General features: G+C 49.2%; 21 protein-coding genes and 1 riboswitch. Of the genes, 15 read left to right on the top strand and 6 right to left on the bottom strand.

The window, feature by feature from the left end:
- Positions 1-99: 99 nt before the first annotated feature.
- The gene (locus ACZYR9_RS14540) at positions 100-636 is read left to right on the top strand and encodes an acyl-CoA thioesterase (protein ID WP_488979211.1); all 537 of its coding nucleotides are present in this window, start codon (positions 100-102) and stop codon (positions 634-636) included.
- Between the two features lie 16 nt (positions 637-652).
- Positions 653-973 (top strand): cupin domain-containing protein, encoded by a 321-nt coding sequence (locus ACZYR9_RS14535; protein ID WP_488979210.1) that lies wholly within the window; start codon positions 653-655, stop codon positions 971-973.
- Positions 974-1,023: 50 nt separating this feature from the next.
- On the opposite strand, the gene ACZYR9_RS14530 is transcribed toward ACZYR9_RS14535, so the two are convergent.
- Positions 1,024-1,317: a DUF3055 domain-containing protein gene (locus tag ACZYR9_RS14530; protein WP_488979229.1), complete on the bottom strand. Its 294-nt coding sequence runs from the start codon at positions 1,315-1,317 to the stop codon at positions 1,024-1,026.
- A gap of 215 nt (positions 1,318-1,532) precedes the next feature.
- Here ACZYR9_RS14530 and ilvD point away from each other — a divergent pair, with 215 nt between their 5' ends.
- A complete protein-coding gene (ilvD, locus tag ACZYR9_RS14525) occupies positions 1,533-3,218 on the top strand; it encodes a dihydroxy-acid dehydratase (protein WP_488979209.1) in 1,686 nt (561 codons plus the stop codon).
- Between the two features lie 64 nt (positions 3,219-3,282).
- On the opposite strand, the gene ACZYR9_RS14520 is transcribed toward ilvD, so the two are convergent.
- Positions 3,283-3,585, bottom strand: coding sequence for a hypothetical protein (locus ACZYR9_RS14520; RefSeq protein ID WP_488979208.1), 303 nt, complete (start codon positions 3,583-3,585; stop codon positions 3,283-3,285).
- A gap of 174 nt (positions 3,586-3,759) precedes the next feature.
- On the opposite strand from ACZYR9_RS14520, the gene ACZYR9_RS14515 reads away from it, so the two are divergent.
- Positions 3,760-4,806 carry an HRDC domain-containing protein gene (locus ACZYR9_RS14515; protein WP_488979207.1) on the top strand — a complete coding sequence of 349 codons (1,047 nt, stop codon included), beginning with the start codon at positions 3,760-3,762 and terminating at the stop codon, positions 4,804-4,806.
- Positions 4,807-4,841: 35 nt separating this feature from the next.
- Here ACZYR9_RS14515 and corA read toward each other — a convergent pair whose 3' ends face one another.
- On the bottom strand, positions 4,842-5,777 hold the full coding sequence (corA, locus tag ACZYR9_RS14510) for a magnesium/cobalt transporter CorA (protein WP_488979206.1): 936 nt from the start codon (positions 5,775-5,777) through the stop codon (positions 4,842-4,844).
- Between the two features lie 475 nt (positions 5,778-6,252).
- Positions 6,253-6,376: riboswitch (SAM riboswitch) on the top strand.
- Between the two features lie 120 nt (positions 6,377-6,496).
- Here corA and metA point away from each other — a divergent pair.
- The 3 genes from metA to mqnC all read left to right on the top strand — a co-directional run bounded on the left by metA (position 6,497) and on the right by mqnC (position 9,976).
- Positions 6,497-7,423, top strand: a complete 927-nt coding sequence (metA, locus tag ACZYR9_RS14505) for a homoserine O-acetyltransferase MetA (RefSeq protein WP_488979205.1) — start codon at positions 6,497-6,499, stop codon at positions 7,421-7,423.
- The gene (locus ACZYR9_RS14500; RefSeq protein WP_488979204.1) at positions 7,420-8,610 is read left to right on the top strand and encodes an aminotransferase class I/II-fold pyridoxal phosphate-dependent enzyme; all 1,191 of its coding nucleotides are present in this window, start codon (positions 7,420-7,422) and stop codon (positions 8,608-8,610) included. The genes metA and ACZYR9_RS14500 overlap by 4 nt, the downstream gene beginning before the upstream one ends.
- Before the next feature lie 226 nt (positions 8,611-8,836).
- The gene (gene mqnC / locus ACZYR9_RS14495) at positions 8,837-9,976 is read left to right on the top strand and encodes a cyclic dehypoxanthinyl futalosine synthase (protein ID WP_488979203.1); all 1,140 of its coding nucleotides are present in this window, start codon (positions 8,837-8,839) and stop codon (positions 9,974-9,976) included.
- 57 nt (positions 9,977-10,033) lie between these two features.
- On the opposite strand, the gene ACZYR9_RS14490 is transcribed toward mqnC, so the two are convergent.
- Entirely contained in the window at positions 10,034-11,530 is a 1,497-nt protein-coding gene (locus ACZYR9_RS14490; protein WP_488979202.1) for a L,D-transpeptidase family protein, read from the bottom strand.
- A gap of 279 nt (positions 11,531-11,809) precedes the next feature.
- Between ACZYR9_RS14490 and ytxC the strand changes: the two genes are divergently transcribed.
- From ytxC to sda, 3 genes are all read left to right on the top strand, one after another.
- On the top strand, positions 11,810-12,739 hold the full coding sequence (ytxC, locus tag ACZYR9_RS14485; RefSeq protein WP_488979201.1) for a sporulation protein YtxC: 930 nt from the start codon (positions 11,810-11,812) through the stop codon (positions 12,737-12,739).
- A 331-nt stretch (positions 12,740-13,070) separates the two neighbouring features.
- Positions 13,071-15,008, top strand: a complete 1,938-nt coding sequence (thrS, locus tag ACZYR9_RS14480; protein ID WP_488979200.1) for a threonine--tRNA ligase — start codon at positions 13,071-13,073, stop codon at positions 15,006-15,008.
- A 316-nt stretch (positions 15,009-15,324) separates the two neighbouring features.
- Positions 15,325-15,480 (top strand): sporulation histidine kinase inhibitor Sda, encoded by a 156-nt coding sequence (gene sda, locus ACZYR9_RS14475; protein ID WP_488979199.1) that lies wholly within the window; start codon positions 15,325-15,327, stop codon positions 15,478-15,480.
- A 97-nt stretch (positions 15,481-15,577) separates the two neighbouring features.
- On the opposite strand, the gene ACZYR9_RS14470 is transcribed toward sda, so the two are convergent.
- Positions 15,578-16,564, bottom strand: coding sequence for an NAD(P)/FAD-dependent oxidoreductase (locus ACZYR9_RS14470; RefSeq protein WP_488979198.1), 987 nt, complete (start codon positions 16,562-16,564; stop codon positions 15,578-15,580).
- Positions 16,565-16,970: 406 nt separating this feature from the next.
- Between ACZYR9_RS14470 and ACZYR9_RS14465 the strand changes: the two genes are divergently transcribed.
- Both ACZYR9_RS14465 and ACZYR9_RS14460 read left to right on the top strand, forming a co-directional pair.
- Positions 16,971-18,161, top strand: a complete 1,191-nt coding sequence (locus ACZYR9_RS14465; protein WP_488979197.1) for an NAD(P)/FAD-dependent oxidoreductase — start codon at positions 16,971-16,973, stop codon at positions 18,159-18,161.
- Between the two features lie 3 nt (positions 18,162-18,164).
- A complete protein-coding gene (locus tag ACZYR9_RS14460; protein ID WP_488979196.1) occupies positions 18,165-18,437 on the top strand; it encodes a hypothetical protein in 273 nt (90 codons plus the stop codon).
- Positions 18,438-18,514: 77 nt separating this feature from the next.
- On the opposite strand, the gene hemQ is transcribed toward ACZYR9_RS14460, so the two are convergent.
- Complete coding sequence (gene hemQ / locus ACZYR9_RS14455) at positions 18,515-19,261, bottom strand: hydrogen peroxide-dependent heme synthase (protein ID WP_488979195.1); 747 nt, start codon at positions 19,259-19,261, stop codon at positions 18,515-18,517.
- A gap of 228 nt (positions 19,262-19,489) precedes the next feature.
- On the opposite strand from hemQ, the gene ACZYR9_RS14450 reads away from it, so the two are divergent.
- From ACZYR9_RS14450 to zapE, 3 genes are all read left to right on the top strand, one after another.
- Complete coding sequence (locus tag ACZYR9_RS14450) at positions 19,490-19,774, top strand: YuiB family protein (protein WP_488979194.1); 285 nt, start codon at positions 19,490-19,492, stop codon at positions 19,772-19,774.
- 279 nt (positions 19,775-20,053) lie between these two features.
- Positions 20,054-21,565: a replication initiation and membrane attachment family protein gene (locus ACZYR9_RS14445; protein WP_488979193.1), complete on the top strand. Its 1,512-nt coding sequence runs from the start codon at positions 20,054-20,056 to the stop codon at positions 21,563-21,565.
- A 52-nt stretch (positions 21,566-21,617) separates the two neighbouring features.
- Complete coding sequence (zapE, locus tag ACZYR9_RS14440) at positions 21,618-22,571, top strand: AFG1/ZapE family ATPase (protein WP_488979192.1); 954 nt, start codon at positions 21,618-21,620, stop codon at positions 22,569-22,571.
- Positions 22,572-22,663: the final 92 nt, after the last annotated feature.

Raw genomic sequence — 22,663 nt, 5'->3', positions numbered from 1 at the left:
GAACATGACATATTATTGACAACAATTGGATTAAACTGCATAATGTGTTCAAAACGTACATTCGCGTACTACGCACATGAAGGAGCCGGCAGACTACAGATGGAACGAAGATATGTCAAGGAATCAAGGTGCTATAAAACATCCCGAGTGTTTCCGACGGATGTGAATAACCACAATACGCTGTTTGGCGGAAAATTGATGGCTTATATCGATGACATTGCTTCGATCGCGGCTTCCAAGCACTGCCGCAGAAACGTCGTTACGGCTTCGACGGACTCCGTCGACTTTTTATCGCCGGTTCAAACCACCGATTCGGTATGTCTGGAATCGTTCGTCACCTGGACGGGCAGAAGCTCTATGGAGGTTTTTGTCAAGGTCATCACCGAGGATCTGAAAACAGGGGAACGCACCATTGCCGCGACCTCATTCCTTACCTTCGTTGCGCTCGATGACAATAAGAAACCCGTTTCCATACCCGCCGTCATCCCGGAAACAGAAGAGGAAATCAGGCTTCATGAAACAGCTGTGCATCGTGCCGAGATGCGCCGATTGCGCAGGGAAGAAAGCAAAAAATTTGCGGACTACCTTACGATGAGCTTTCCATGGGAATCCCAATCTTCATCCAATCATTCTTAAAGCGGAGGCAAAGCGAATGAGTAATATTAATGTATGGGAAAATGCGGAGCCAGGCGTTAAACGGAAAATTTTTGAACCCGGCGCCGGAATGATGATGATGGAAGTGCATTTTGAGGAAGGAGCGGAAGGCTATATTCACAGCCATCCGCATGAGCAGCTGACTTATTGTTTGAAAGGAAAGCTGGAGTTTAGCATCGACGGTGTGAAGCAAGTCGTAAGCGCTGGAGAATCGATTTATGTTCCAAGCGGCGCCAAGCACGGATGTCGTGCATTGGAGCCGAGCGCGATATTGGATTCCTTCACGCCGGTGCGTGAGGATTTAATCAAGAGATTATAAGAGAAAAGCCGATCGGTTCCCTATGGGAGCTGTCGATCGGCTTACTTCATTTAAATATCCGTAAAGTTGACCGGTCCTATAACCTCCGTCAAGAAGGCTGTGAGCTCCACGGCTTCTTCCTCGTTGATCTTGTATACGTGCTCCAGGTAGCCTTCGGCCTCCAGATCGTCGGGCCCGATAACCGCGGTGCGTCCGGTTTGCAAATCCGTAACCATCTTCTTTCCGTAAAAACGGTTTGTGGTCGTGATGGCCAAGTCAAATCTCCGCAGCGAATCTCCGACAAAACAAACGAACCTTGTTTTCGTTTCCTCCGTACCGTCGTATAAGTAATCAAATTCCATGATTTCCGCTTTCCTCCGTTTCAAGCTGCCGTAAGTAATTTGAATTATAACAGATTTTCCGAGCCTTCGCCAAAATGGCCTGAACAGGGGAAGACATTAGCATATTTTTGGGCATGGGATTCGTTTTCATTTCTGACGAAACATGATACAATCGGTAGAAGCGATAACATTCATAGAATGAAGCGATTCATAGACTAGAAACGGAGGCTTTTAAGAAAATGTCCAAAGGAAAAATGAGAAGTGACATGATTAAGAAGGGCTTTGACCGCGCCCCTCACCGCAGCTTGCTGCGTGCTGCCGGCGTCAAAGAAGAAGATTTCGACAAGCCGTTCATTGCGGTTTGCAACTCCTATATTGATATCGTTCCCGGTCACGTCCACCTGCAGGAATTCGGTAAAATCGTCAAAGAAGCGATCCGTGAAGCGGGCGGCGTTCCGTTTGAGTTCAATACAATTGGCGTAGACGATGGTATTGCGATGGGGCATATCGGTATGCGGTACTCCCTGCCAAGCCGTGAAATCATTGCCGATTCCCTGGAAACGGTTGTTTCCGCACACTGGTTCGATGGAATGGTCTGTATCCCGAACTGTGACAAAATTACGCCGGGCATGATGATGGGCGCCCTGCGCGTTAATATTCCTACCGTATTCGTCAGCGGCGGACCGATGAAAGCCGGTAAAACCAGCGATGGCCGTTCGATTTCCTTGTCCTCCGTTTTTGAAGGCGTTGGCGCTTACCAAGCGGGTAAAATCGATGAAAAAGGCTTGCAGGAGCTTGAGCAGTACGGCTGCCCAACCTGCGGATCCTGTTCCGGTATGTTTACGGCGAACTCCATGAACTGTCTGGCCGAAGGTCTTGGCCTTGCGCTGCCGGGCAACGGTACGATTCTTGCCGTCGCTCCGGAGCGCAGAGAGTTCGTAAAGCGTTCCGCCAAGCAGCTGATGGAGCTGATCCAAAAAGACATCAAGCCGCGTGATATCGTAACGATTGAAGCGATCGACAATGCGTTTGCTTTGGACATGGCGATGGGCGGTTCGACTAATACCGTGCTTCATACGCTGGCATTGGCGCATGAAGCGGGGATCGATTATCCGATCGAGCGCATCAATGAAGTGGCCAAGCGCGTGCCGCATCTGGCGAAGATTGCACCGGCTTCCGATTACCATATTGAAGACGTGCATAACGCCGGCGGCGTGAGCGCGATCATCAACGAGCTGCTTAAGAAGCCTGGAGCAATCCATGGGGATCGGATCACCGTAACCGGCAAGACGCTGAGCGAGAACGTTGCCGGCTGCGAAATTCTGGATAAGGATGTCATTCATACGCTTGACAATCCGCATTCCGAGCAAGGCGGATTAGCCGTTTTATTCGGCAATCTGGCTCCGAACGGATCGATCATTAAGGTCGGTGCAGTCGACAAATCCGTAGGCGGCTACCATAAAGGACCTGCGATTTGCTTCGATTCCCAAGAAGAAGCTCTTTCAGGCATCGCCAACGGCAAAGTGAAAGAAGGCCATGTGGTCGTTATCCGATACGAGGGGCCAAAAGGCGGACCGGGCATGCCGGAAATGCTGGCTCCGACTTCTCAAATCGTCGGTATGGGTCTTGGCGCGAAGGTGGGTCTGATCACAGACGGCCGTTTCTCGGGCGCATCCCGCGGTATCAGTATCGGACATATTTCCCCTGAAGCAGCGGAAGGCGGTCCGATCGCATTCGTTGAGGACGGAGACATCATCGAGCTTGACTTGACAAACCGCAAGATTGAGCTTCTGATCAGTGAAGAAGAATTCGAGCGTCGTAAGGCGAACTGGAAAGGCTTTGAGCCGAAGGTAAAGACCGGTTATCTGGCCCGTTATTCCAAGCTTGTTACTTCCGCAAGCACCGGCGGCGTTATGAAAGTATAATTCACATATCCATGATAAGACAGCCTCATCGGTATAACAGCCGATGAGGCTGTCTTGGTTGTATTTATTCGTCTACGTGATCGTCTCCCGAGGAATCGTGGGTCGGATGGGCTCCGGGATATTCCCGTGAAATTCCCGCATGGAGCTCGCGATTCTCGTAAGTAAACCGCTGCTGCGGCCGCTGGTCTTCTCTCCAAGGGCTGCTTTTGCCCAGCGATTCGGTTTCCAGACTGCTTCCGTAAGGCCCTTCTGGGAATTCCTCTGCGGTCAGGTCATTGCGCTGGGATTCGACGGTTTTTAGATCGGTGTATTTCTTTTGCGGGGCTTCCTCTATAAAGCCTTCTTGATCGCGGTCGATCGAATCCATATGCCGATACCTCCTTGAGACAATATGATAAACTAGTCGTTTCATTTTAACCCTTATCGTGGATTATTATCCAAAAGCCGCTTGATTTCATTTGTTCTTTCGTGATATGATCGAATTAATTTCAAACGTCGATTGAGGAAGCACCTCTCTTACTTACCGTAGGAGGGTGTTTTTTTGCGTTTGAAAAACCATTTTCAGGAGGGAACCCTATTGAATCTGATGTTTTTGAACAGTCTGGAAAAAGCGACGGAGGAGGGAACAGTTCGGACGGCTCAAGTATCCATCGGTGAAAATCAAGGCGTATGGTTCGTGATGTGGAATGAAGTCAAGTCGGATGGACGGTCGGAGCAGGAGACTTGGTATGAAGGATTACAGTGGGATGAGATGCTATATTCCTTCCGGGAGGGTGTATTTACGAAGCAATGTGAAGGCTTTAAGCCCCTGATGGAGATGAGCGTAAGTGAGCTGGATGGACTTGGAGGACGCGCCGCGTTTGTTCAAATGCTGCATTTTTACAGTGAAAAGCATTCGAACGAGGAGCTTTATGAAGCGCTGCGTCAATGGCGGTGGAAGCAGGCTTCGCGCGAAAGTAAAGCGCAGTTCATCATTGCTACGAATCGGCTGCTCAAAATGATCAGCAGCTTCGTTCCTCAAACGGAAGAAGAGCTGCTGCAGCTCCCGGGATTTGGACGAGCCAAATTGGCCTTGTACAGTGCTGAAATCATTGCAATGACTGCGGCATTTCCGCGCACCGGCTCGTTTCCGCTATCGTGGGTCGAGGGAAAGGTCGACCCGTTGGAATTTAATGCTTGGCTGCTCGGAGAGAAGGAGCGTAAACGCAAAGCGGAGGCAAACAAGCAGGAGATCAAACAAAAGCTGCTCGAAGGGATTTCCCGTGGTGAGCAGCTCGATAAGCTGATCGAGCAAACCCAAGTCCAGCGCAGGAATCTGCTGCTATGGATCGAGGAGCTGGACCGCGACGGTTACGATCTTGACAGCTATATCGAGCAGCTTCTCGAGCCGATTTCCGCTCAAGAGCGGGACCTGGCATGGCAGGCGTTCGAGAATCAGGGCGACCGTTATTTAAAGCCGATTCTGCAATCGGTCTATAAGGAGGAAGAGCTCTCGGCCAAGGAAACGGATCGTATCTACGAATGGCTTCGTCTGCTGCGCATGAAATTCCGCCGTGCAAATGCAATGAAAGCGGTGGAGGCGAGCTGATCCGGCAATGGTCGCTTACGCAAAAAAGACCGGCCTTAAAGCCAGTCTTTTTTGCGGAATAGGATGAACATGGACACACCGACAATGATCATAAATCCTACGGCAGCAATTCCGCCATAGGCATAATGAAGGCCGGGAATGTAATCGAAGTTCATCCCATAGATGCCCGTGATAAACGTCAGAGGCATGAAGATCGTGGTGAGCGCCGTAAATACCCGCATGATATCGTTCGCGCGGCCCGCGAGGCTGGACTGATAAGCTTCCCGCAAGTTGCCCATCAAATCCCGCAGCGTATCGAATGTCTCTGAAATTTTCACTGCATTTTCGTAGACGTCGCCGTAATACTTTTTGAGCGGCTCATTGATGAGCCTTAGATCTTTTTTATGGAGTGTATAAAGCACTTCTTTTTGCGGGACAAGCACTTTTCTGAGCCATAATATTTCGCTTCGCAGTCCGATAATTTCATTCAGGTGGGATTTCTTCGTATGCATCAAAATATCTTCTTCAAGCTTTTCGATTTTGGCATCGATCCGGTCGCCGACAATGGTATAATTGTCTACAATCAAATCCATCAGATGGTACAAAAATTGGTCGGGAGAAGTAACCTCTTCTTCCCAAAGCACCGGCTTTACAGCACGGATTTCGTTGATTTTCTGTCTTGTGATCGTGATGATGTAGTGCTTGCCCAGAAACATGTTCAAGGCGCGAAGGAAAATTTCTTCATCGTCAAAACGGATGCTGTTGACCACAATGAAATAATGCGTATCATAAAGCTCGATTTTGGGCCGCTGCTCTTCCTCCGCAAGCACATCCTCTACGGCCAATTCATGAAGATGAAATAAGGGCTGTAAAATATCCAAGTCCTCCGGCTCGGCATCAATCCAGTAAAATCCATGCTGAGGCGGATGAGCGGTCTGAGTAATATCTTCTACAATCGTAAAAATGCCATCCTGCACTAATCGTGCCTTCATAGGTTCCACCCCTTTGTGTATACCCGAGTGGAACGTACGGCCGTATCAGCCGTTCCGGGTGTAAGGCGGTCATTCCCGGAAAAGAGCGTTAAGCCTGCACTCTAACGCATCAAGAAAGGGGAACAATCCGACGAACGGCTGCGACCGGGCTCCAAACGAGTTATTCTGTTGTTTGAACGTAAGATTTCTTCCTCTCGGGTCTCCGTCCATTCGAATACTGCACCCCTTTTTACGTGAATTGTCGAATACTTGTCTAGTATACCTCCTCATTTTCGAGAAGACAATCCATAAGGCATAGAAATATACACCTTACCTATTATATGTAAACGAATCCCTTTTGGTGTCCCGGAATTACTCTTCGGGCGAGTACCGTTTATAAGGTTATGCCGTTTTTTAGAAGGCTGCGCTTGACGTTAGCCGCGTTTTCGTTTACATTAATATTATCTAAAATCAACTGAATAGATTCGGTTTCACACTCTTATCAAGAGCAGGTGGAGGGACTAGCCCTATGATACCCGGCAACCGACAGTTCTTTGCATGGCAAAGACTGCACGGTGCTAAATCTTGCGGAAGCTGTAATGGTTTCTGAGAGATGAGAGAGGACGATGTTATATACAAAGGCCTTTCTCGTGCGTACGAAGAAGGCCTTTTTGTTTTGCCTTCTGCGAGCGTGAGAGTGCAAGGAACAGCGAATCCTACGATGTGAAGGAGTGATACCGATGCCTATTAAGGTTCCAGATCATTTGCCCGCCAAAGAAGTATTAATCAACGAGAACATTTTCGTCATGGACGAAAGTGTGGCCTATCGTCAAGATATACGGCCGCTTCGAATTGGGATTGTGAATTTGATGCCGACCAAGGAGACAACAGAAACGCAGCTGCTGCGGCTGATCGGAAACACTCCGCTCCAGGTCGAATTCATTCTGCTGCATCCGAAAACCCATACGTCCAAAAACACATCACCCGAGCATTTGGAGCAGTTCTATAAAACATTTGACGATGTAAAGCATGAACGGCTCGACGGCTTGATCATCACCGGTGCTCCGGTGGAACAAATGGATTTTGAAGACGTAAACTATTGGGAAGAAATCAAGCAAATCATGGAATGGAGCAAAACGAACGTAACCTCCACACTGCATATTTGCTGGGCGGCTCAAGCCGGTCTGTTCCATCACTTCGGCGTGCCGAAGTATCCGTTGAAGGAAAAGATGTTCGGTGTGTTCCCGCATACGATCACAAGATCCAATGTCAAGCTGCTTCGGGGGTTCGACGAGCAATATCTGGTGCCCCAATCCCGCCATACCGAGGTGCGCCGGGAGGATATATTGAAAGTGCCGGAGCTGGAGATTCTCTCCGAATCCGAGGAGGCGGGCGTATATATCGCTGCCACCCATGACGGAAAGCAAATTTTTGTTACAGGACATTCGGAATATGATGCGTGTTCACTCAAAATGGAGTATGACCGCGATATCAATAAAGGCCTGACGATTGCCGTTCCGAAAAATTATTACCCTAACGATGATCCGAGCAAGCTGCCGCTCAACACTTGGCGGGCGCATGCCAATCTGTTGTTCTCCAATTGGCTCAACTATTATGTGTACCAAGAGACGCCGTTTGATCTGCATAAGGAGGAATTAACCAGATGAGTAGCAGTAATCAGGAAAATCAGCGCTTAAAGATAGAGAGCCGGCTGGCTCAAATCGGTTCTCAGGAGGAGCCGGTGACAGGAGCGGTCAGCTTTCCGATCTATCAATCTACGGCGTTTCGTCATCCGAAGCTTGGGCAAAGCACAGGCTTCGACTATGCGCGAACGAAGAGCCCGACGCGTAAAGTGCTGGAAGACGCCTTTGCCGAGCTGGAATCCGGAGATGCGGGATTTGCCTGCAGCTCCGGGATGGCGGCGCTGCAAACCATTTTTGCCTTGTTTAGTCAAGGGGACCATTTGATCGTTTCTCTGGATTTGTACGGCGGTACATACCGACTCCTTGAACGCATCATGTCGCGTTTCGGGATAACGGCCACTTACGTGGACACGAACAGTATGGATGACCTGGAAGCCAGCATCAAGCCGAATACCAAAGCGATTTTGATCGAAACCCCGACCAACCCGCTTATGATGATTACGGATCTGGAGCTTGTGTGTTCCTGGGCCCAAAAGAAAGGAATTCTGACCATCGTCGATAACACGCTGTTGACGCCTTTCTTTCAGCGGCCGATCGAGCTTGGCGCCGACATCGTCATTCACAGTGCAACCAAATATCTCGGCGGTCATAACGACGTGCTTGCCGGTCTTATCGTCACGAAGGGCAAAGAGCTGTCGGAGCAAATGGCCTTCCTGCATAACTCCATCGGCGCGGTGCTGAGTCCGCAGGACAGCTGGTTGTTGATGCGGGGGATGAAAACGCTGGCGATTCGCATGGAGCGCCACCAGGCCAATGCGATGGCTGTAGCTTCGTTTCTGAAGTCCCATCCGCAGGTGGAAGCGGTGTATTATCCGGCTCTTGCGGATCATCCGGGGCATGAGATTCAAAACAAGCAATCCTCAGGAAACAGCGGCATTTTTTCTTTCAAAATGAAGGATGCCCGCTACATTGAGCCTATTCTGCGGCATATCAAGCTGATTGCGTTCGCGGAAAGCTTGGGCGGGGTCGAATCGCTAATGACATATCCGGCGGTCCAGACGCATGCCGACATTCCGGAGGAAATCCGCCGTAAGATTGGCGTGGACGATAAACTGCTGCGATATTCCGTCGGGATAGAGCATGCCGACGATTTGATTGCAGATTTGTCCCGGGCTATTGAATTGGCCCGTCAGGAAATTGAAGGAAATTAACCTCAAACGTAAGGGTAATGGGAAATGAAGCCGGTGAACCTATCCAATGTCACCGGTTTTTTTCTTTGGGTAATGAAACGGAATTGGAGCATAAATCCGGAGCAGCCGGAACAATTTATTGAATTTTTGACCGTACGAAGAGCGCAGGTTCAAAATGAAGGTCTTTTTGTCTGGCAGGTAACGTGCGATTTATGGTACGATGAAAGCGTAAAGGAGATGAATTGCGATGAGTTCCATCGACCGGATATTGGAGCAAGCGCTGGCCGGAAATCGGATCAGTCTGGAAGATTGCATGACGCTCTATCAATCGGATGAAATTGAAAAAATGGGCCATGCTGCCAACCGGATCATGCTGAAGCACCACCCGGAGCCGATTACGACTTTTGTTATCGGACGGAATGTGAATTATACAAATATTTGTGATGTGTACTGCCGGTTTTGTGCCTTCTACAGGGCTCCAGGCTCAAAAGAAGGATATGTGCTGCCGGATGATGTCATATTCCAAAAAATCCAGGAAACGATAGATGTCAACGGTACGGAAATTTTGATGCAGGGAGGTACGAACCCGGACCTGCCTTTCACGTACTATACTAATTTACTGCGAGAAATTAAAAAGCGGTTCCCCCAGATCACGATGCATTCCTTCTCTCCTGCAGAGATCAGGAAGATGAAGGATGTATCGAACGGTCTTACGCTGGAAGAGGTTGTCCGTGCTCTTCACGAGGCGGGTCTTGATTCACTCCCGGGCGGCGGCGGGGAAATCTTAGATGACAGGACGCGGCGCAAAATCAGCCGTCTGAAGGGCTCTTGGCGCGACTGGATGGATGTTATGCAGACGGCTCACCGGGTCGGGATGAATACGACGGGCACGATGGTTATCGGCTTCGGCGAATCCATAGAAGAGAGGGCTCTGCATCTGCTTCGCATTCGAGACGCTCAAGATGAATGTATTGCCAACGGCTGGAATTCGAAGGGCTTCCTGGCTTTTATCTCGTGGACCTTCCAGCCGGAGAACACGAATATGAAAGCCGAGAAGCTGGGGGCGGAGGATTACCTCAAAAATGTGGCGATCAGCCGTATTATGCTGGATAACATTCCGAATTTCCAATCTTCCTGGGTAACGATGGGGCCGGAAGTGGGCAAGCTGTCTTTGCATTACGGCTGCAACGATTTCGGATCGACGATGATCGAGGAGAATGTCGTATCCGCTGCAGGAACCACGCATAAGGTGAACATCGGCTCGACACTGCAAATCATACGCGAAGCGGGTAAGATCCCGGCTCAGCGAAATACGAAATATGAGATTTTACGCGTGTTTGACGACGAATCGGCCGCTGTGGACAAGGACTTTATCATGCAAAATTAATACACAAAAAGACGCTTACTCTTTGTAGGAGTAGGCGTCTTTTTTGTGTATTCCGGGTCAGCCCAGCCAATGGAACAGGCGGTTTGGCGCCGTCTCGTCGGGAGCAGGAAAGAGAGGATGAACGGGGAACAGCAGCTCAGGGGTTAGCGTAGCTGTATAATTCCCGGCTGCTGCAGTGCCGCTTTCGATCTGCACCCAGGTGCCTTTGGGAACGAGCGGATAGAGCGCAGCGATATCGCTGTTGGTCAGCCGTATGCACCCCTGCGATTGATTTTGCCCAATGGATTCATTATCGAGGGTTCCATGGACCGCAAGCTGTCCCATACCGAGAGCGGCTTCCCCGTATACCCCAGGATGAGTGCCTTGCGGTTTTACAACCCTTTCGGAGATAGAGAACCGGCCTTCCGGAGTAAGGTTATTCTTGCCCAGACCGACGGGAGCTTCCGCCAGGACAAGCGGACCGGCCGCAAGCCGCAAAGCGTGGGCGGACGGGTCAATCGTCAGGGTAAGAGGAATATAAGGATAGGCTGAATTGCCATTAGCTGTGTTGGGATAAAACAAAGCCGAGGGCTCCTCCGCCGCGGGATCGTACACCCAGCCGCCGCCGCGATCAAAAACGGTTCGGACATTGGCCGAACCGGATTCCGTTTCTATAGGAAGGAAGCTTAAATAATTGTTTGGGTAGTCTTTAAACAGCAGGTCGATGGAGGAAGGAGGGCTTCCGTGATCCGCCACATAGGCCAGGAGAGCGGTTCTTACCAGGTTGGCCCCCGCGGCGGTATGAAGCTTCTGGACTTCGGGATTCAGAAAGCGGATTTTTACGGCCGTATCGATAGCTGGGTTATATTCCGCCACAACAAAGGATTTGCTTTTTGACGTCTCATCGATCAGCGGCATGGCTTTATTGTCCATGCTGCTCACGGGAGAAGCCACACCATAAATGCGAATACTGTGGGTCGGATACGTTTCAGAAAGCTGCAGCGCTTTCATATGCAGCGCTTGTTCCACTTGCTCACGAGGGTGGCCGTACGGGAAATGCATGACAAACGGTGTCTCTATGCTTTCATAGATGACTTCTTTGCCGATGGACCACGGTAAGACAACGGATACCGCTTTGGAGACGGCCGCTGGACCGTAAAGCGCTGCAAGCAGCAGAAGATTCAATAGCAGCAGCGCAATGAGCAGTGCTTTCATAAACAGGGGGATGAAAGCGCGCTTCCTCGTACCGGAAGAGTAAGATACATCTTCTTCATGCCGGGGAGTCGCCTGATGTAACAGGTTATCCAACCGACGAAGGGCTGTGTAAGCAGGGTAGTAGTATGGTGAAGGATGCGTTTTCATCGCTTCTTTATAATGAAACAGTGCTTTGCCGGCTTCTCCATCATGCTCAAATTGCTGTCCTAACCGATAATGCGCCTCAGGCGAATGAGGATCGAGGAAGCGAAGGACCTTTTCATAATAATTAGGGTCGTTGCGGTTCAAGTATACATTTTTATGAAGATGAATCAGATTGTCCGCTGCCGGGGATTTGAATCGATTGCGAATGTCCCGCATATCTGCCCTCCTGTTCATTCTAACTATATGATACATATAGTATCATAACCGGAATGATTTTTATATAAAAACTGAGATTTAATATACATATTGTATCTGCTATAAAATGCTATACATCTTGATTGTTTCATGCTGATCCGGGGCATTGGCGTGAGGAAGCCGCAGAATTGTGTGTAAATCTCAATTAACCCTATACTTAGGCTGACTGTTATTTGTATATATGCCGTTGTCCTACCATATACTTAAAAGGAAAGTAAGGCCTTAAAGGAGTGAGTGGGGATGAAGCTGTTTACAGTGACCTTGACCAAACGTACGGATGAACAAGCAGACCGGCTGTATCGACTGCTTCAATTCTCCTGCGGAGTCCTACATAATAAGGAACACATCCATATCGCCCTGGCTCGGCGCAAAGGCTTGCATCAAGTAGAAGTCAGCAGAGTATCGCCTGATTATCAGCCGAAGGAAAAAGGCGTTCAGCTCTATAAAGCGGCGGCGGAGGTCCTCGCGGATTATGTATTGGAGCAAGAGGAACGGGAGCAGCTGCGCAAGATCATTAAACAGGAATCCCGCTATCAGCAGGATGAGGAAGTGGAAGGAATTCTGGCTTTTTGCGGGCAGGTGCTGTACGGTGAAGGCGAATGGAGCGAAGGAGCGGGCCCAACCGAGGCTTATTTAAAAAGAAAATATAAAATTTCGGCAGAGATTTACGAATATCTTGACGAGCATGCGGAGTTGAACCTGGAGGGATTTTTACGGTTTCGGCTTCAAGCCTACAGGGATGAGCTTCGGGAAGTGGTTGAATATGCGATCGACGAATTTGTGATGGACCGTCAGTATCAGGAGTTCATCTCGCTGCTGCAGTATTTTGTTTATATCCAGGAGGCGAAGATACCATGTGTTCACTTGCTCCATAAGGGCGGCAGCGATTTTATGCTGCTTAACGAACGAATGGAGATAATGGACACCGATGAAACAGATGCGGTTGTGACGGTCGAGATGCTGGAGAAGGAAATGAATGTGGAAGATATGATCATCAGTACCTTAATCACGATTTCTCCTCAGTACATCTATATTCACACCAGAGAACCGGAGCTGCAGGTGATCAAGACGATCAAACAAATTTTCGAGAATCGGGTGGAGCTGTGCGGTTACTGCAAGTTGTGTCATAACCTTGACCGGGGAACGGCTGCTGAATATAATAAAGGATAAGGCTGTGATCAAAGATATGAACGATTGAAGTACTGCCCAGAGAGAGGGGACTCGGCTGAAATCCCCTTCAGTGAACAACAATGGTTTACCCCTTTGTAGCCGTGACGTGGAACGACGATCCTGACAGGCAGTGGCCGCGGGCGTTCAGTATATGTCACCGGTTCATTCACGTTACCGAATGTCTTGAGGATTCGAAGCATGACGTCGATTTCTATAGGCGGCTCTCGAATCGAATTAGGGTGGAACCACGAGCCAAGCGCACTCGTCCCTTGCGGGATGATGCGCTTTTTATATTTTTCAAAAATGGATTTAGAATCGGAGGTACAAAAGCATGGCAGTAAAAGTAAGTTTTCCGGATGGTGCAGTAAGGGAGTATGAACAGGGGATCACGGTAGAGGATGTTGCCGGCTCGATTAGCTCAGGCTTGAAGAAGAATGCAGTCGTAGGCAAGCTGAACGAGAAGCTGGTCGATTTGAATACGCCGATCGAAGCGGACGCATCGCTTCAAATTGTAACCCTGGACAGTGAAGAAGGGCTGGAGGTATACCGTCACAGTACAGCTCACTTGATGGCCCAAGCGATCAAGCGTTTATACGGCGAAAAGAATGTAAAGCTCGGGATCGGTCCGGTGATTGAAGACGGATTTTATTATGACATTGATATGGAGACCTCGCTGACGCCGGAGGATCTCGGGAAGATCGAGAAGGAAATGGAGCGAATCACTCAGGAAAATTTGCCGATTCGCCGCCGCGAAGTGAGCCGGGAAGAAGCGATCCGCATTTTCACCGAGCTGGAGGATCCATTGAAGCTGGAGCTGATCCGCGATCTGCCGGAGGACTCCGTGATTACGATTTATGATCAAGGAGAATTCTTCGATCTATGCCGCGGCCCTCATCTTCCGTCCACCGGACGAATTAAAGCGTTCAAGCTGCTGAGCGTTGCGGGTGCTTACTGGAGAGGCGACTCCAAAAATAAAATGCTGCAGCGCATTTACGGTACGGCGTTCGCGAAAAAAGCGGAGCTGGACGAGCATCTGCATCTGTTGGAGGAAGCCAAAAAACGCGATCACCGCAAGCTGGGCAAAGAGCTGAAAATGTTTACCTTCTCCAATGAAGTCGGACAAGGACTGCCTCTGTGGCTTCCGCACGGGGCAAAATTGCGCCGCACGATGGAACGCTACATCGTTGATTTGGAGGAGCGGTTGGGATATCAGCATGTGTACACACCGGTGCTAGCTAACGTGGAGCTTTATAAAACAAGCGGCCATTGGGAGCATTACAGCGAAGATATGTTTCCTAAGATGACGATGGATAATGAAGAGCTGGTGCTTCGTCCGATGAACTGTCCGCACCATATGATGGTGTACAAAAGCGATATGCGCAGCTATCGCGATCTGCCTGTAAGGATCGCCGAGTTGGGTATGATGCACCGCTATGAGATGTCCGGAGCATTGACCGGTCTGCACCGCGTTCGGGCCATGACGCTCAACGATGCGCATATTTTCTGCCGTCCAGATCAGATTAAAGAGGAATTTGCCCGCGTTGTAACCCTGATCCGTCAGGTCTATGAGGATTTCGGAATTAAGGAATACCGTTTCCGGTTGTCCTACCGCGATCCTAAAGATACCGAGAAGTATTTCCAGAACGACGAAATGTGGGAAATGTCACAGCGTATGCTGCGTGAGGTTGTGGAAGAGCTGGGCTTGCCGTTCTTTGAAGCGGAAGGTGAAGCTGCCTTCTACGGTCCTAAGCTTGACGTCCAGATCAAGACGGCGTTGAAGAAGGAAGAAACACTGTCTACTGCACAGCTCGACTTCCTGCTGCCGGAGCGTTTCCAGCTCGAGTATGTCGGCGCCGACGGTCAAAAGCACCGTCCGGTTGTTATTCATCGCGGTATAATCTCCACAATGGAGCGGATGACGGCATTTCTTCTGGAGAATTTCGCCGGCGCGCTGCCGACTTGGTTGTGTCCGGTTCAAGCGAAAGTGCTCCCCGTATCCGGCAATTTCGAGGGCTATGCTAAGGAAGTGGAAGAAAAGCTCAAGCTAGCCGGCATTCGTGTGGAAGCCGATTTGAGGAATGAAAAGCTTGGTTACAAAATTCGTGAAGCACAATTGGAAAAAATCCCTTATATGCTTGTTGTAGGTGAGAACGAGGTCCAATCGGGCAGCGTATCGGTACGTAAGCGGGGACAAGGCGATTTGGGCGCTCAAAGCTTGGAAAGTGTTGTAGCGATGATTGAGGAAGATATTCGTTCGAAGCAGGTATAAATAGTAAACCGTCAGACAAAAGATCAAGTCTGACGGTTTTTTCTTTTGTCTTGAAGGGTGGAGCCCCCATGAAAGGAAATATTTATTAGATTTATTGATTGTGGAATTTTAATTATTCTTTTTTATCAATGAAAAGGAATGTGAGCTTGTGTATAACTTTGCCCACATTTTCCACTGCATAAATATCCAGTTTTCTACAGTTATTCACAAAATACACACAGGTTGTTCACATGGTTCTGTGGATAACAGAACGCTTGTTCTATTTTTTATCGCATGATAATATGATGGTAGATTAAGGAATAAGGTGATAGCGATTATGAAGCTGATCAGTAATGAGATGTTGGTTGAGTCTTATTTCAAGGCCATTGATTTGCGCTTGGAGGAAGAGTTCGTTGAATTGTTGTTGGATGAAATTAGAAACCGGCAAATCAACTTAGAATACTACAGAAAAGGTGAAGCCCAGGTCAGTTGACCGGGCTTTTTTTCTTTGCCAGAAATATGAAAAAAGAAAAAACCGGGTTCAATCCCGGTTTTTGAATTCATAGCTTAGCTTTATAAAAAATAGCTGCCTACATCTTCATGTTCGAGCTGTGGCCCGGTGAAAGCTTGGCCGTAGGGTCAATATATACTTTGGCGTTGTTGATCGCGGTAGGCGCTTCGCCGAAACCGACGGCGATCAATTTCAGCTTGCCCGGGTAAGTTGTGATGTCGCCGGCTGCGAAAATGCCGGGAATGTTTGTTTCCATTCGGGAGTCCACGACGATCGAGCCATTCTCGATCTCAAGCCCCCATTCGGCGATCGGCCCCAGGCTGGAGACGAAACCAAAGTTAACAATAACAGCATCGACATCAACGACGGTTTCTTCACCCGTTTTGATGTGCTTGAGCGTTACTTTCTCAATCAGGCTGTTGCCGTGCATTGCGGTGATCTCCGTTGGAGTGACCACCTCAACCTTCGAGTTCATCAGGTTCTCAACACTATGCTCATGTGCGCGGAATTTATCGCGGCGGTGAATCAGCGTCACCTTCTCGGCGATCGGTTCCAGCATCAGCGCCCAGTCTACAGCGGAATCTCCGCCGCCGCTAATGAGCACTTTTTGTCCTTTAAACTGGTGAAGATCGTTGACGAAGTAATGCAGATTCTTCTTTTCGTATTGGGCTGCTTCCGGCAGCTCCAGTTTTCTAGGTTCAAACGCTCCGACGCCCCCGGTAATGATGACCGCTTTGGATTGGTGAGTCCCTTTGTCCGTAGTCACTTCAAACAGCCGCTCGTCTTTTTTCTCTACCTTCAGCACTTTCTCTTCCAGGCATACTTCGATAGGAAAATGCTTCATTTGGGTATTCAGATTGTTGACCAGCTCTTGAGCCGTCACTTTGGGAAATCCAGCCACATCATAAATGTATTTCTCCGGATAAAGGGCAGCCAATTGTCCGCCAAGCTGAGGCATGCTTTCAATTAACTTTACCGAAGCCTGTCTCATCCCGCCGTAAAAAGCGGCAAACATACCAGCAGGACCCCCGCCGATAATAATCACGTCGCTCATTTCATTACTCATGTATAAATAACACCTCCGAGATTCAATCCTTCTTATTATAAACGTATAGCCGATAGTATGAAAATAAAAAATCCTCTTTTCAATGAGTGATTTAATTGATTAGCCCGATAAAGTTTTTGTATAGCAATCGACAAATTTTGCGTCTTTTTTAGGTGCATGCCCATTAGTCTGCCGATTTTCCTGCTATTTTAAGCAAAATAGGGCTTGATATTTGAGTCATAACATTATATTATTTTGGTGAATTGGTTAAAACTGTTGTTCAAGGTATGCTTTAAACGCTTATACTTTCATTTGCAGTGGAAAAGGTATAGCTTGAAACTATTTTTTGGCATAACTTGTGTAATTTTTCACAAACGGTTTTGTAGCCATATACAAAAGCAAAAAACGGGATGGAAGGGATAAAACCATGAGTCGAATTCCGAGAATAGTCATTTTGGGCGCAGGGTACGGAGGTATTGTAACGGCTATTCGTTTACAAAAAGAGCTGAACTACAATGAGGCGGATGTTACCCTTGTAAACAAGCATGATTACCATTACATTACCACTCATCTGCATATGCCTGCAGCAGGTACGGACAATCCTGAAAATGCAAGAGTGAATATTTTGAAGCTCATCGATGAGTTTAAGATTGACTTCGTTAAGTCCACGGTCGTTCAAATTCGTCCGCAGGAGAAGAAGGTCATTCTTGAAGAAGGAACGCTCTCGTACGACTACTTGGTTATCGGACTTGGCGGAGAGCCGGAAACGTTCGGGATTCCGGGGTTGAAGGAATATGCGATGAATATCCGTTCCATCAACAGTGTGCGCTTCATTCGCGAGCATATCGAATACCAATTCGCCAAATTCAAGCGTGAACCTTCCCGTACCGATTACTTGACCTTTGTAGTCGGCGGAGCCGGGTTTACCGGAATCGAATTTATTGGCGAGCTGGCTGACCGTATACCTCAGCTATGTAAGGAATTTGACGTGGATCCTTCCCTTGTAAAAATTTATAACGTTGAAGCGGCGCCTACCGCGCTGCCGGGCTTTGATCCGGAGCTGGTGGAGTACGCGATGGAAGTTCTGAAGAATAAAGGTGTAACGTTCAAAATCGCTACAGCCATCAAAGAGTGTACGCCAGAAGGCGTCGTGCTCGCGACGGGCGAGGAAATCAGGTCCTCTACGGTCGTTTGGACCGGCGGTATTCGCGGCAATCACATGCTGGAGGAAGCGGGCTTTGAAACGATGCGCGGCCGTATTAAAGTGGATGAGACCCTTCGCGCGCCAGGTTACGATAATGTATACGTCTTGGGCGATTGCTCCATTGTGATGAATCCGGAAGGCCGTCCGTATCCGCCAACCGCACAAATCTCGATGCAGCAAGCGGAAGTGTGCGCAGGCAACCTGGTTGCTCAAATTCGCGGTTCCGAGCTGAAAAAGTTTGAATACAAGCCTAAAGGTACGGTAGCTTCCCTGGGCCGCGGCGAAGCGATCGGCATAGTCGGTTCCAAGAAAATCAAAGGCGGCATGGCTGCGATTATGAAAAAGGTCATCGATTTGCGTTACTTGTACATCATTGGCGGAATTCCGCTCGTTATTAAGAAAGGAAAATTCTAGATCGTGAGACACTGCAGCGTTCAAGTTCGGGGACTTTTAACGCGGGATGAGCTGGACCGGTACAATGCGCTGATGGATGTCGGCCATTACTTGGAAGCACAAGAGCGCTACGATCTGGTGCATACGGTTCAGAATGAAATCGACATTTTGATTCTTCCTGCCATCGAGCGGTTGAAGGAGAAGTCACGTCAGCGCGACCGGGATACGGAAGAGTATCTTCGCCGCAAAGAGCTCGAAAAAGAGCTGGAACGTTTGACCGCGGACGATGACGATTAATCAATAAAACCTTATCGCAGGTTCGGTTTCTTCAGAGACCGGGTGCGATAAGGTTTTTTGTTTGAGCAGGCGGAAGACTAAAGCTTCAGCATCGCTGCCATTTTGTCTTGATCAAGCAGATTTCCGACGTAGAATTCGCCGAACTCCCCGAAGCGGGCGCTCGTTTCGTCAAAACGCATTTCATAGACGATCTTCTTGAATTGAAGTGCGTCGTCGGCAAACAGCGTAACTCCCCATTCCCAATCGTCCAATCCGATGGAGCCGCAGATGATTTGCTTTATTTTTCCCGCATAATTCCGACCGATCATGCCGTGGCCACGCATAAAGTTACGGCGTTCCTCCGTGGAAAGCATGTACCAGTTGTCATTGCCTTCGCGGCGTTTATTCATCGGGTAGAAGCAAATGTGCTTAGCCTTTGGCAAGATCGGCTTCAAACGGGCGACGATTTCGGGGTCCTGCATCGGATCCGTACCCGGTTTAGCCATATAACCGCCAAGCTCAACGATGGAAACATAGGAATAAGTCGGTACGGTGACTTGAGCGAACAGCGTTTTGTTAAATGCCGTTTCAAGCTCATTGAGCTCTTCGAGCGTTTCCCGCAGGTGCATGAACACGAAGTCAGCCTTCTGTCCAACGACGGAATAAAAAGCGGTGCTTCCCTGCTTTTGGTCTTCCGTGCTTTGGTATTGTTTCAGTAAGGTATACAGCTCATCCTCTGCGCGGGCTCTTTCCTGGTCCGTCAGGCTTTTCCAAGCGTTCCAGTCGATGGCGCGGAAATCGTGCAGGCAGTACCAGCCTTCCAAGGTAGCTACGGCTTCACTCATGATAGACAGCTCCTTTATATTCAAAATGGGTTATGTAAATTTGAGGTCGCTTGTACCATTGTAGCGAAAACGGTTGTAAAGGGCAAATGACAGACCGTGACAAAACAGCGAACGATTTGTGTCGAAGTCCTCTATGACAGCTTCTCTCCCTTTACCGGGACCTACCGTTTATTATAAAATGAAATGGATAAGCTTGCGTTATGTACGAAAAGAAAGGGGCTGTCCGGCTTGCTTCAATTGATTATCGTCACGATGCTGTTGTTCGTGCTATTTTTCGGACTCGGTTTTATTCTAAACATGCTGATGAAAACGACTTGGTTTCCCATTTACGGATATATTGTGCTTGTCATCGGTTTGGTCATTTATTGGGAATGGGGTACCGGCTCGCTTGGCGCCAACCTGGCGGAGTACTCGATCGTCGATTATATCCCTGCCATCGGCGGACTGATCGGCGCCGTTGTCAGCGGCTCCACAATCAAATCTCTTCGTCAAAAAGGCTACAAAATGTTTTAAGCTTTCTAGTTTTTTGATGCCTTTGATTTTTCTACCTATTCCCCTATAGGCCCTGCCATTTTGGCGGGGCTTACGTTTTTTGGTGGTTTGGAGTGGAGTGGAGAGTCGTGCAGCGGCCGGAGGCAGTTAACACGAGCTCGCAGCGGAACGCCAACAAACACCATAGGGTACTTAAACTCCGCCAACCCACGCAAAGCCTTCTTTTTCATCTACACATCTTGTCGATTCCTGTGGTAAAATGAAGGGTAAGACTCGCAACACGGATGGAGCTTTGAACGAATGCGAATAACCAATTTGCTGCATTTTTCCGAATATCACCGTTTCTATGTCGTACGGGATTTCGCGTTGAGCAGCCTGGATTACAAGATGCTGACCGCCGTTTATCAGCCCATGATCGGGGCATATGCTTTAAGCATATACCACACGCTGTTTCAGCAGCTGCCGGCCGATAAGGCTGGCTGCTCCGAGGTGGAGCAGCAGCGCAAGCTGTTTTTGGCGTTGGGGCTGGAGGCGGGGGAGCGGGGCAGGCAGCTTTTTATCGAGCAGACCTCGCGTCTTGAAGCGGTAGGGCTTCTGAAGACCTCGCGCCGGTTTGCGGCGGCTTCGGAGGATTATGTATATGAATATACCTTGTATGCACCTCAAACACCGGCGGAATTTTTCCGCAATCAGCATCTGACGCTGCTGCTGCGCGATAAGGTCGGCAAGTATGCGGTCTTTGCGCTGCGGGACGAGCTGGTACAGCCGGAGCCTGAAGAACTGAAGGATGCTAACGCGGAGAATTTATCCGTCCCCTTCTACGAGCTGTTTCGGCTCAACACGCAGGTTGTCGATTATGAGCTGGAGCAGGCTTTCTTTGAGTCTGCAGCGTCTGAACCTGCGGAAGCCAAGCCTGAAGTTATGTACAAAGGCTATCAGTATGCCGAAATCATTATGCATTTTCCCCGTGAGTCCTTAAATCGGGAGTATGTCGAAAGGCTCAAGTACGAAACAGAGCAGATGGCGACAATTAATTTTGTGGCAAAAAAATATAATTTATACCTTACGGATGTTTGTCGTTTGCTGGATGAGGACGGCGTGTTTGATGAAGAGGGCAGGATTCATCTTGAGCTGCTCCAGCATAAGGCGAACCAGGTATTCCGGGCGGATAAGAAACGAAGCGACGACCGTACCCGTCTGCTGGCCAGAATGACCGATCAGCAGGTAGAACCGAACCGCGATGGCAATGAGGGCGGCCGTCCATCGGAGGACAAAATCGTCGAAATGGAATATTATCTGGACGTGCCCGATATTTTCCAAGGCGAATGCAATCAGCATCAGTACAATTACATTTTGCGCAATGAGCCTTATACCTTCCTGTTAGAGAAAATTTTCTCGAAGGGCTCGGTGCCGGACGGTTTGCTCGATACGCTGGCCAAGGTGGATTTGAATTACGGATTGAGCGAAGAAGTGATCAACGTACTCATTCATTATATCTACGTAAATAAACGATCCTGGTCAAGGACGTCCATTGAGTTTAGCGTGACGGACATGCTGGGCAAGCAGGTAAGCTCATTTGAACAAGCGGTGCAATATATTCGCGAGCAGGTGAAATATACGGACAAGAAAGCGTCCAGAAATGCACAAGGCACAAGCGGCAGGGGTGCTGCAGCGGCAAGGGGAGGCCGGGCAGCGGGGCGTCAAAAGCCGGTCATTCCGATCGTCAAGGACGCGCCGGCCGCCAAACGGCTAACGGAAGCCCAACGGGAGGAGCTCCGTAGAAAGGCTCAGCAGCTTGACGGGCAGCGATAGGCTTGTGCATAAGGCTTAAGAGTGAATCGGAAACCATGGGGAGGTGGAGCCGGTGGAATCGTTGGGAGAGCTGCTGCGCGGTGTGCAGGGACGCCAGCTGCTAAAACAGGCGGATGAAAAGCTGCAGCTGGTGGCTGCGGACCCGCTCATCGTCAAGCTGAGGCATAAATATCCGGGGCTGGATCATCAGACGATGAAGCTGAATTTGAACAAGCTGCACCAATATGTGACAGAATATAATAACTGTTCTAATTGTCCGGGCCTGGACCGCTGTCCAAACGACCTTGAAGGGCATTACTCAATAGTAACGGTCGAATCTTCGGAGGATCGAACACGCGTCCACGATCAGAAGGTCGCCTGCAAAAAGTTTGTTGCAAGGTCAACGCAAGAGGCGGTTCGCAGCCGGATTCGCAGCTTTTATGTCGATGAGCGCGCGCTATCGGAAGGCTATTCGTCATTGGAGATATTAGGTAAGGACCCTGATCGTGAAGAGGCGGTCGGACAGGTGATGGATTATATTTTTCGGGCGCGGGAAAACGGGCTGCAGTCGACGGGGCTTTATCTGGCAGGTCAGTTTGGAACAGGCAAAACCTTTCTCATGTGCTATCTGCTTTATGAGCTGGCCAAGGACGGGTATACGGGAGCTATTGTGTACATGCCCGATTTTGCCGAGGATTTGAAGTCGATGTTCCAGGAGCCGCTAAAGCTGAAGGAAACGATCGATGTGCTGAAGGAAACGGATCTGCTGGTATTTGATGACATCGGCGCGGAGAATCTAAACCCTTGGCTGCGCGACCACGTGATGGGAGCCATACTTAATTACCGGATGAACCGCAAGCCGACTTTCTTTACCTCTAACCTGGATTTAGCCTCGCTGGAGAAGCATTTTAGCTTCACCACCAAGGATGGAGACGAGGAATACAAAGGACAGAGGATTATGGACCGCATTCGGCATTTCGTCGAGGTGGTTATGGTGAACGGAACGAATAAGCGGGGGGAGAATTAATCCCGCTCCTTATCTCATCGCAAATAAAAAAGCCCTGCTCGCGTAATAAGGCGTCGAGCAGGGCTTTTGGCTTTGGAAAGCTTGCCTGATGA

The sequence above is a fragment of the Paenibacillus sp. F024 genome (assembly GCF_057814255.1).
This window is presented reverse-complemented; position numbering and strand designations above follow the sequence as displayed.

Coding starts and splice junctions, on each gene's coding strand:
- ACZYR9_RS14470 (WP_488979198.1), bottom strand. CDS start 16,564: ATGAGTAATGAAATGAGCGACGTGATTATTATCGGCGGGGGTCCTGCT.
- ACZYR9_RS14500 (WP_488979204.1), top strand. CDS start 7,420: ATGAGTAGCAGTAATCAGGAAAATCAGCGCTTAAAGATAGAGAGCCGG.
- ACZYR9_RS14465 (WP_488979197.1), top strand. CDS start 16,971: ATGAGTCGAATTCCGAGAATAGTCATTTTGGGCGCAGGGTACGGAGGT.
- ACZYR9_RS14490 (WP_488979202.1), bottom strand. CDS start 11,530: ATGCGGGACATTCGCAATCGATTCAAATCCCCGGCAGCGGACAATCTG.
- mqnC (WP_488979203.1), top strand. CDS start 8,837: ATGAGTTCCATCGACCGGATATTGGAGCAAGCGCTGGCCGGAAATCGG.
- metA (WP_488979205.1), top strand. CDS start 6,497: ATGCCTATTAAGGTTCCAGATCATTTGCCCGCCAAAGAAGTATTAATC.
- corA (WP_488979206.1), bottom strand. CDS start 5,777: ATGAAGGCACGATTAGTGCAGGATGGCATTTTTACGATTGTAGAAGAT.
- ACZYR9_RS14535 (WP_488979210.1), top strand. CDS start 653: ATGAGTAATATTAATGTATGGGAAAATGCGGAGCCAGGCGTTAAACGG.
- ilvD (WP_488979209.1), top strand. CDS start 1,533: ATGTCCAAAGGAAAAATGAGAAGTGACATGATTAAGAAGGGCTTTGAC.
- thrS (WP_488979200.1), top strand. CDS start 13,071: ATGGCAGTAAAAGTAAGTTTTCCGGATGGTGCAGTAAGGGAGTATGAA.
- hemQ (WP_488979195.1), bottom strand. CDS start 19,261: ATGAGTGAAGCCGTAGCTACCTTGGAAGGCTGGTACTGCCTGCACGAT.
- ytxC (WP_488979201.1), top strand. CDS start 11,810: ATGAAGCTGTTTACAGTGACCTTGACCAAACGTACGGATGAACAAGCA.
- ACZYR9_RS14540 (WP_488979211.1), top strand. CDS start 100: ATGGAACGAAGATATGTCAAGGAATCAAGGTGCTATAAAACATCCCGA.
- sda (WP_488979199.1), top strand. CDS start 15,325: ATGAAGCTGATCAGTAATGAGATGTTGGTTGAGTCTTATTTCAAGGCC.
- ACZYR9_RS14445 (WP_488979193.1), top strand. CDS start 20,054: ATGCGAATAACCAATTTGCTGCATTTTTCCGAATATCACCGTTTCTAT.
- ACZYR9_RS14520 (WP_488979208.1), bottom strand. CDS start 3,585: ATGGATTCGATCGACCGCGATCAAGAAGGCTTTATAGAGGAAGCCCCG.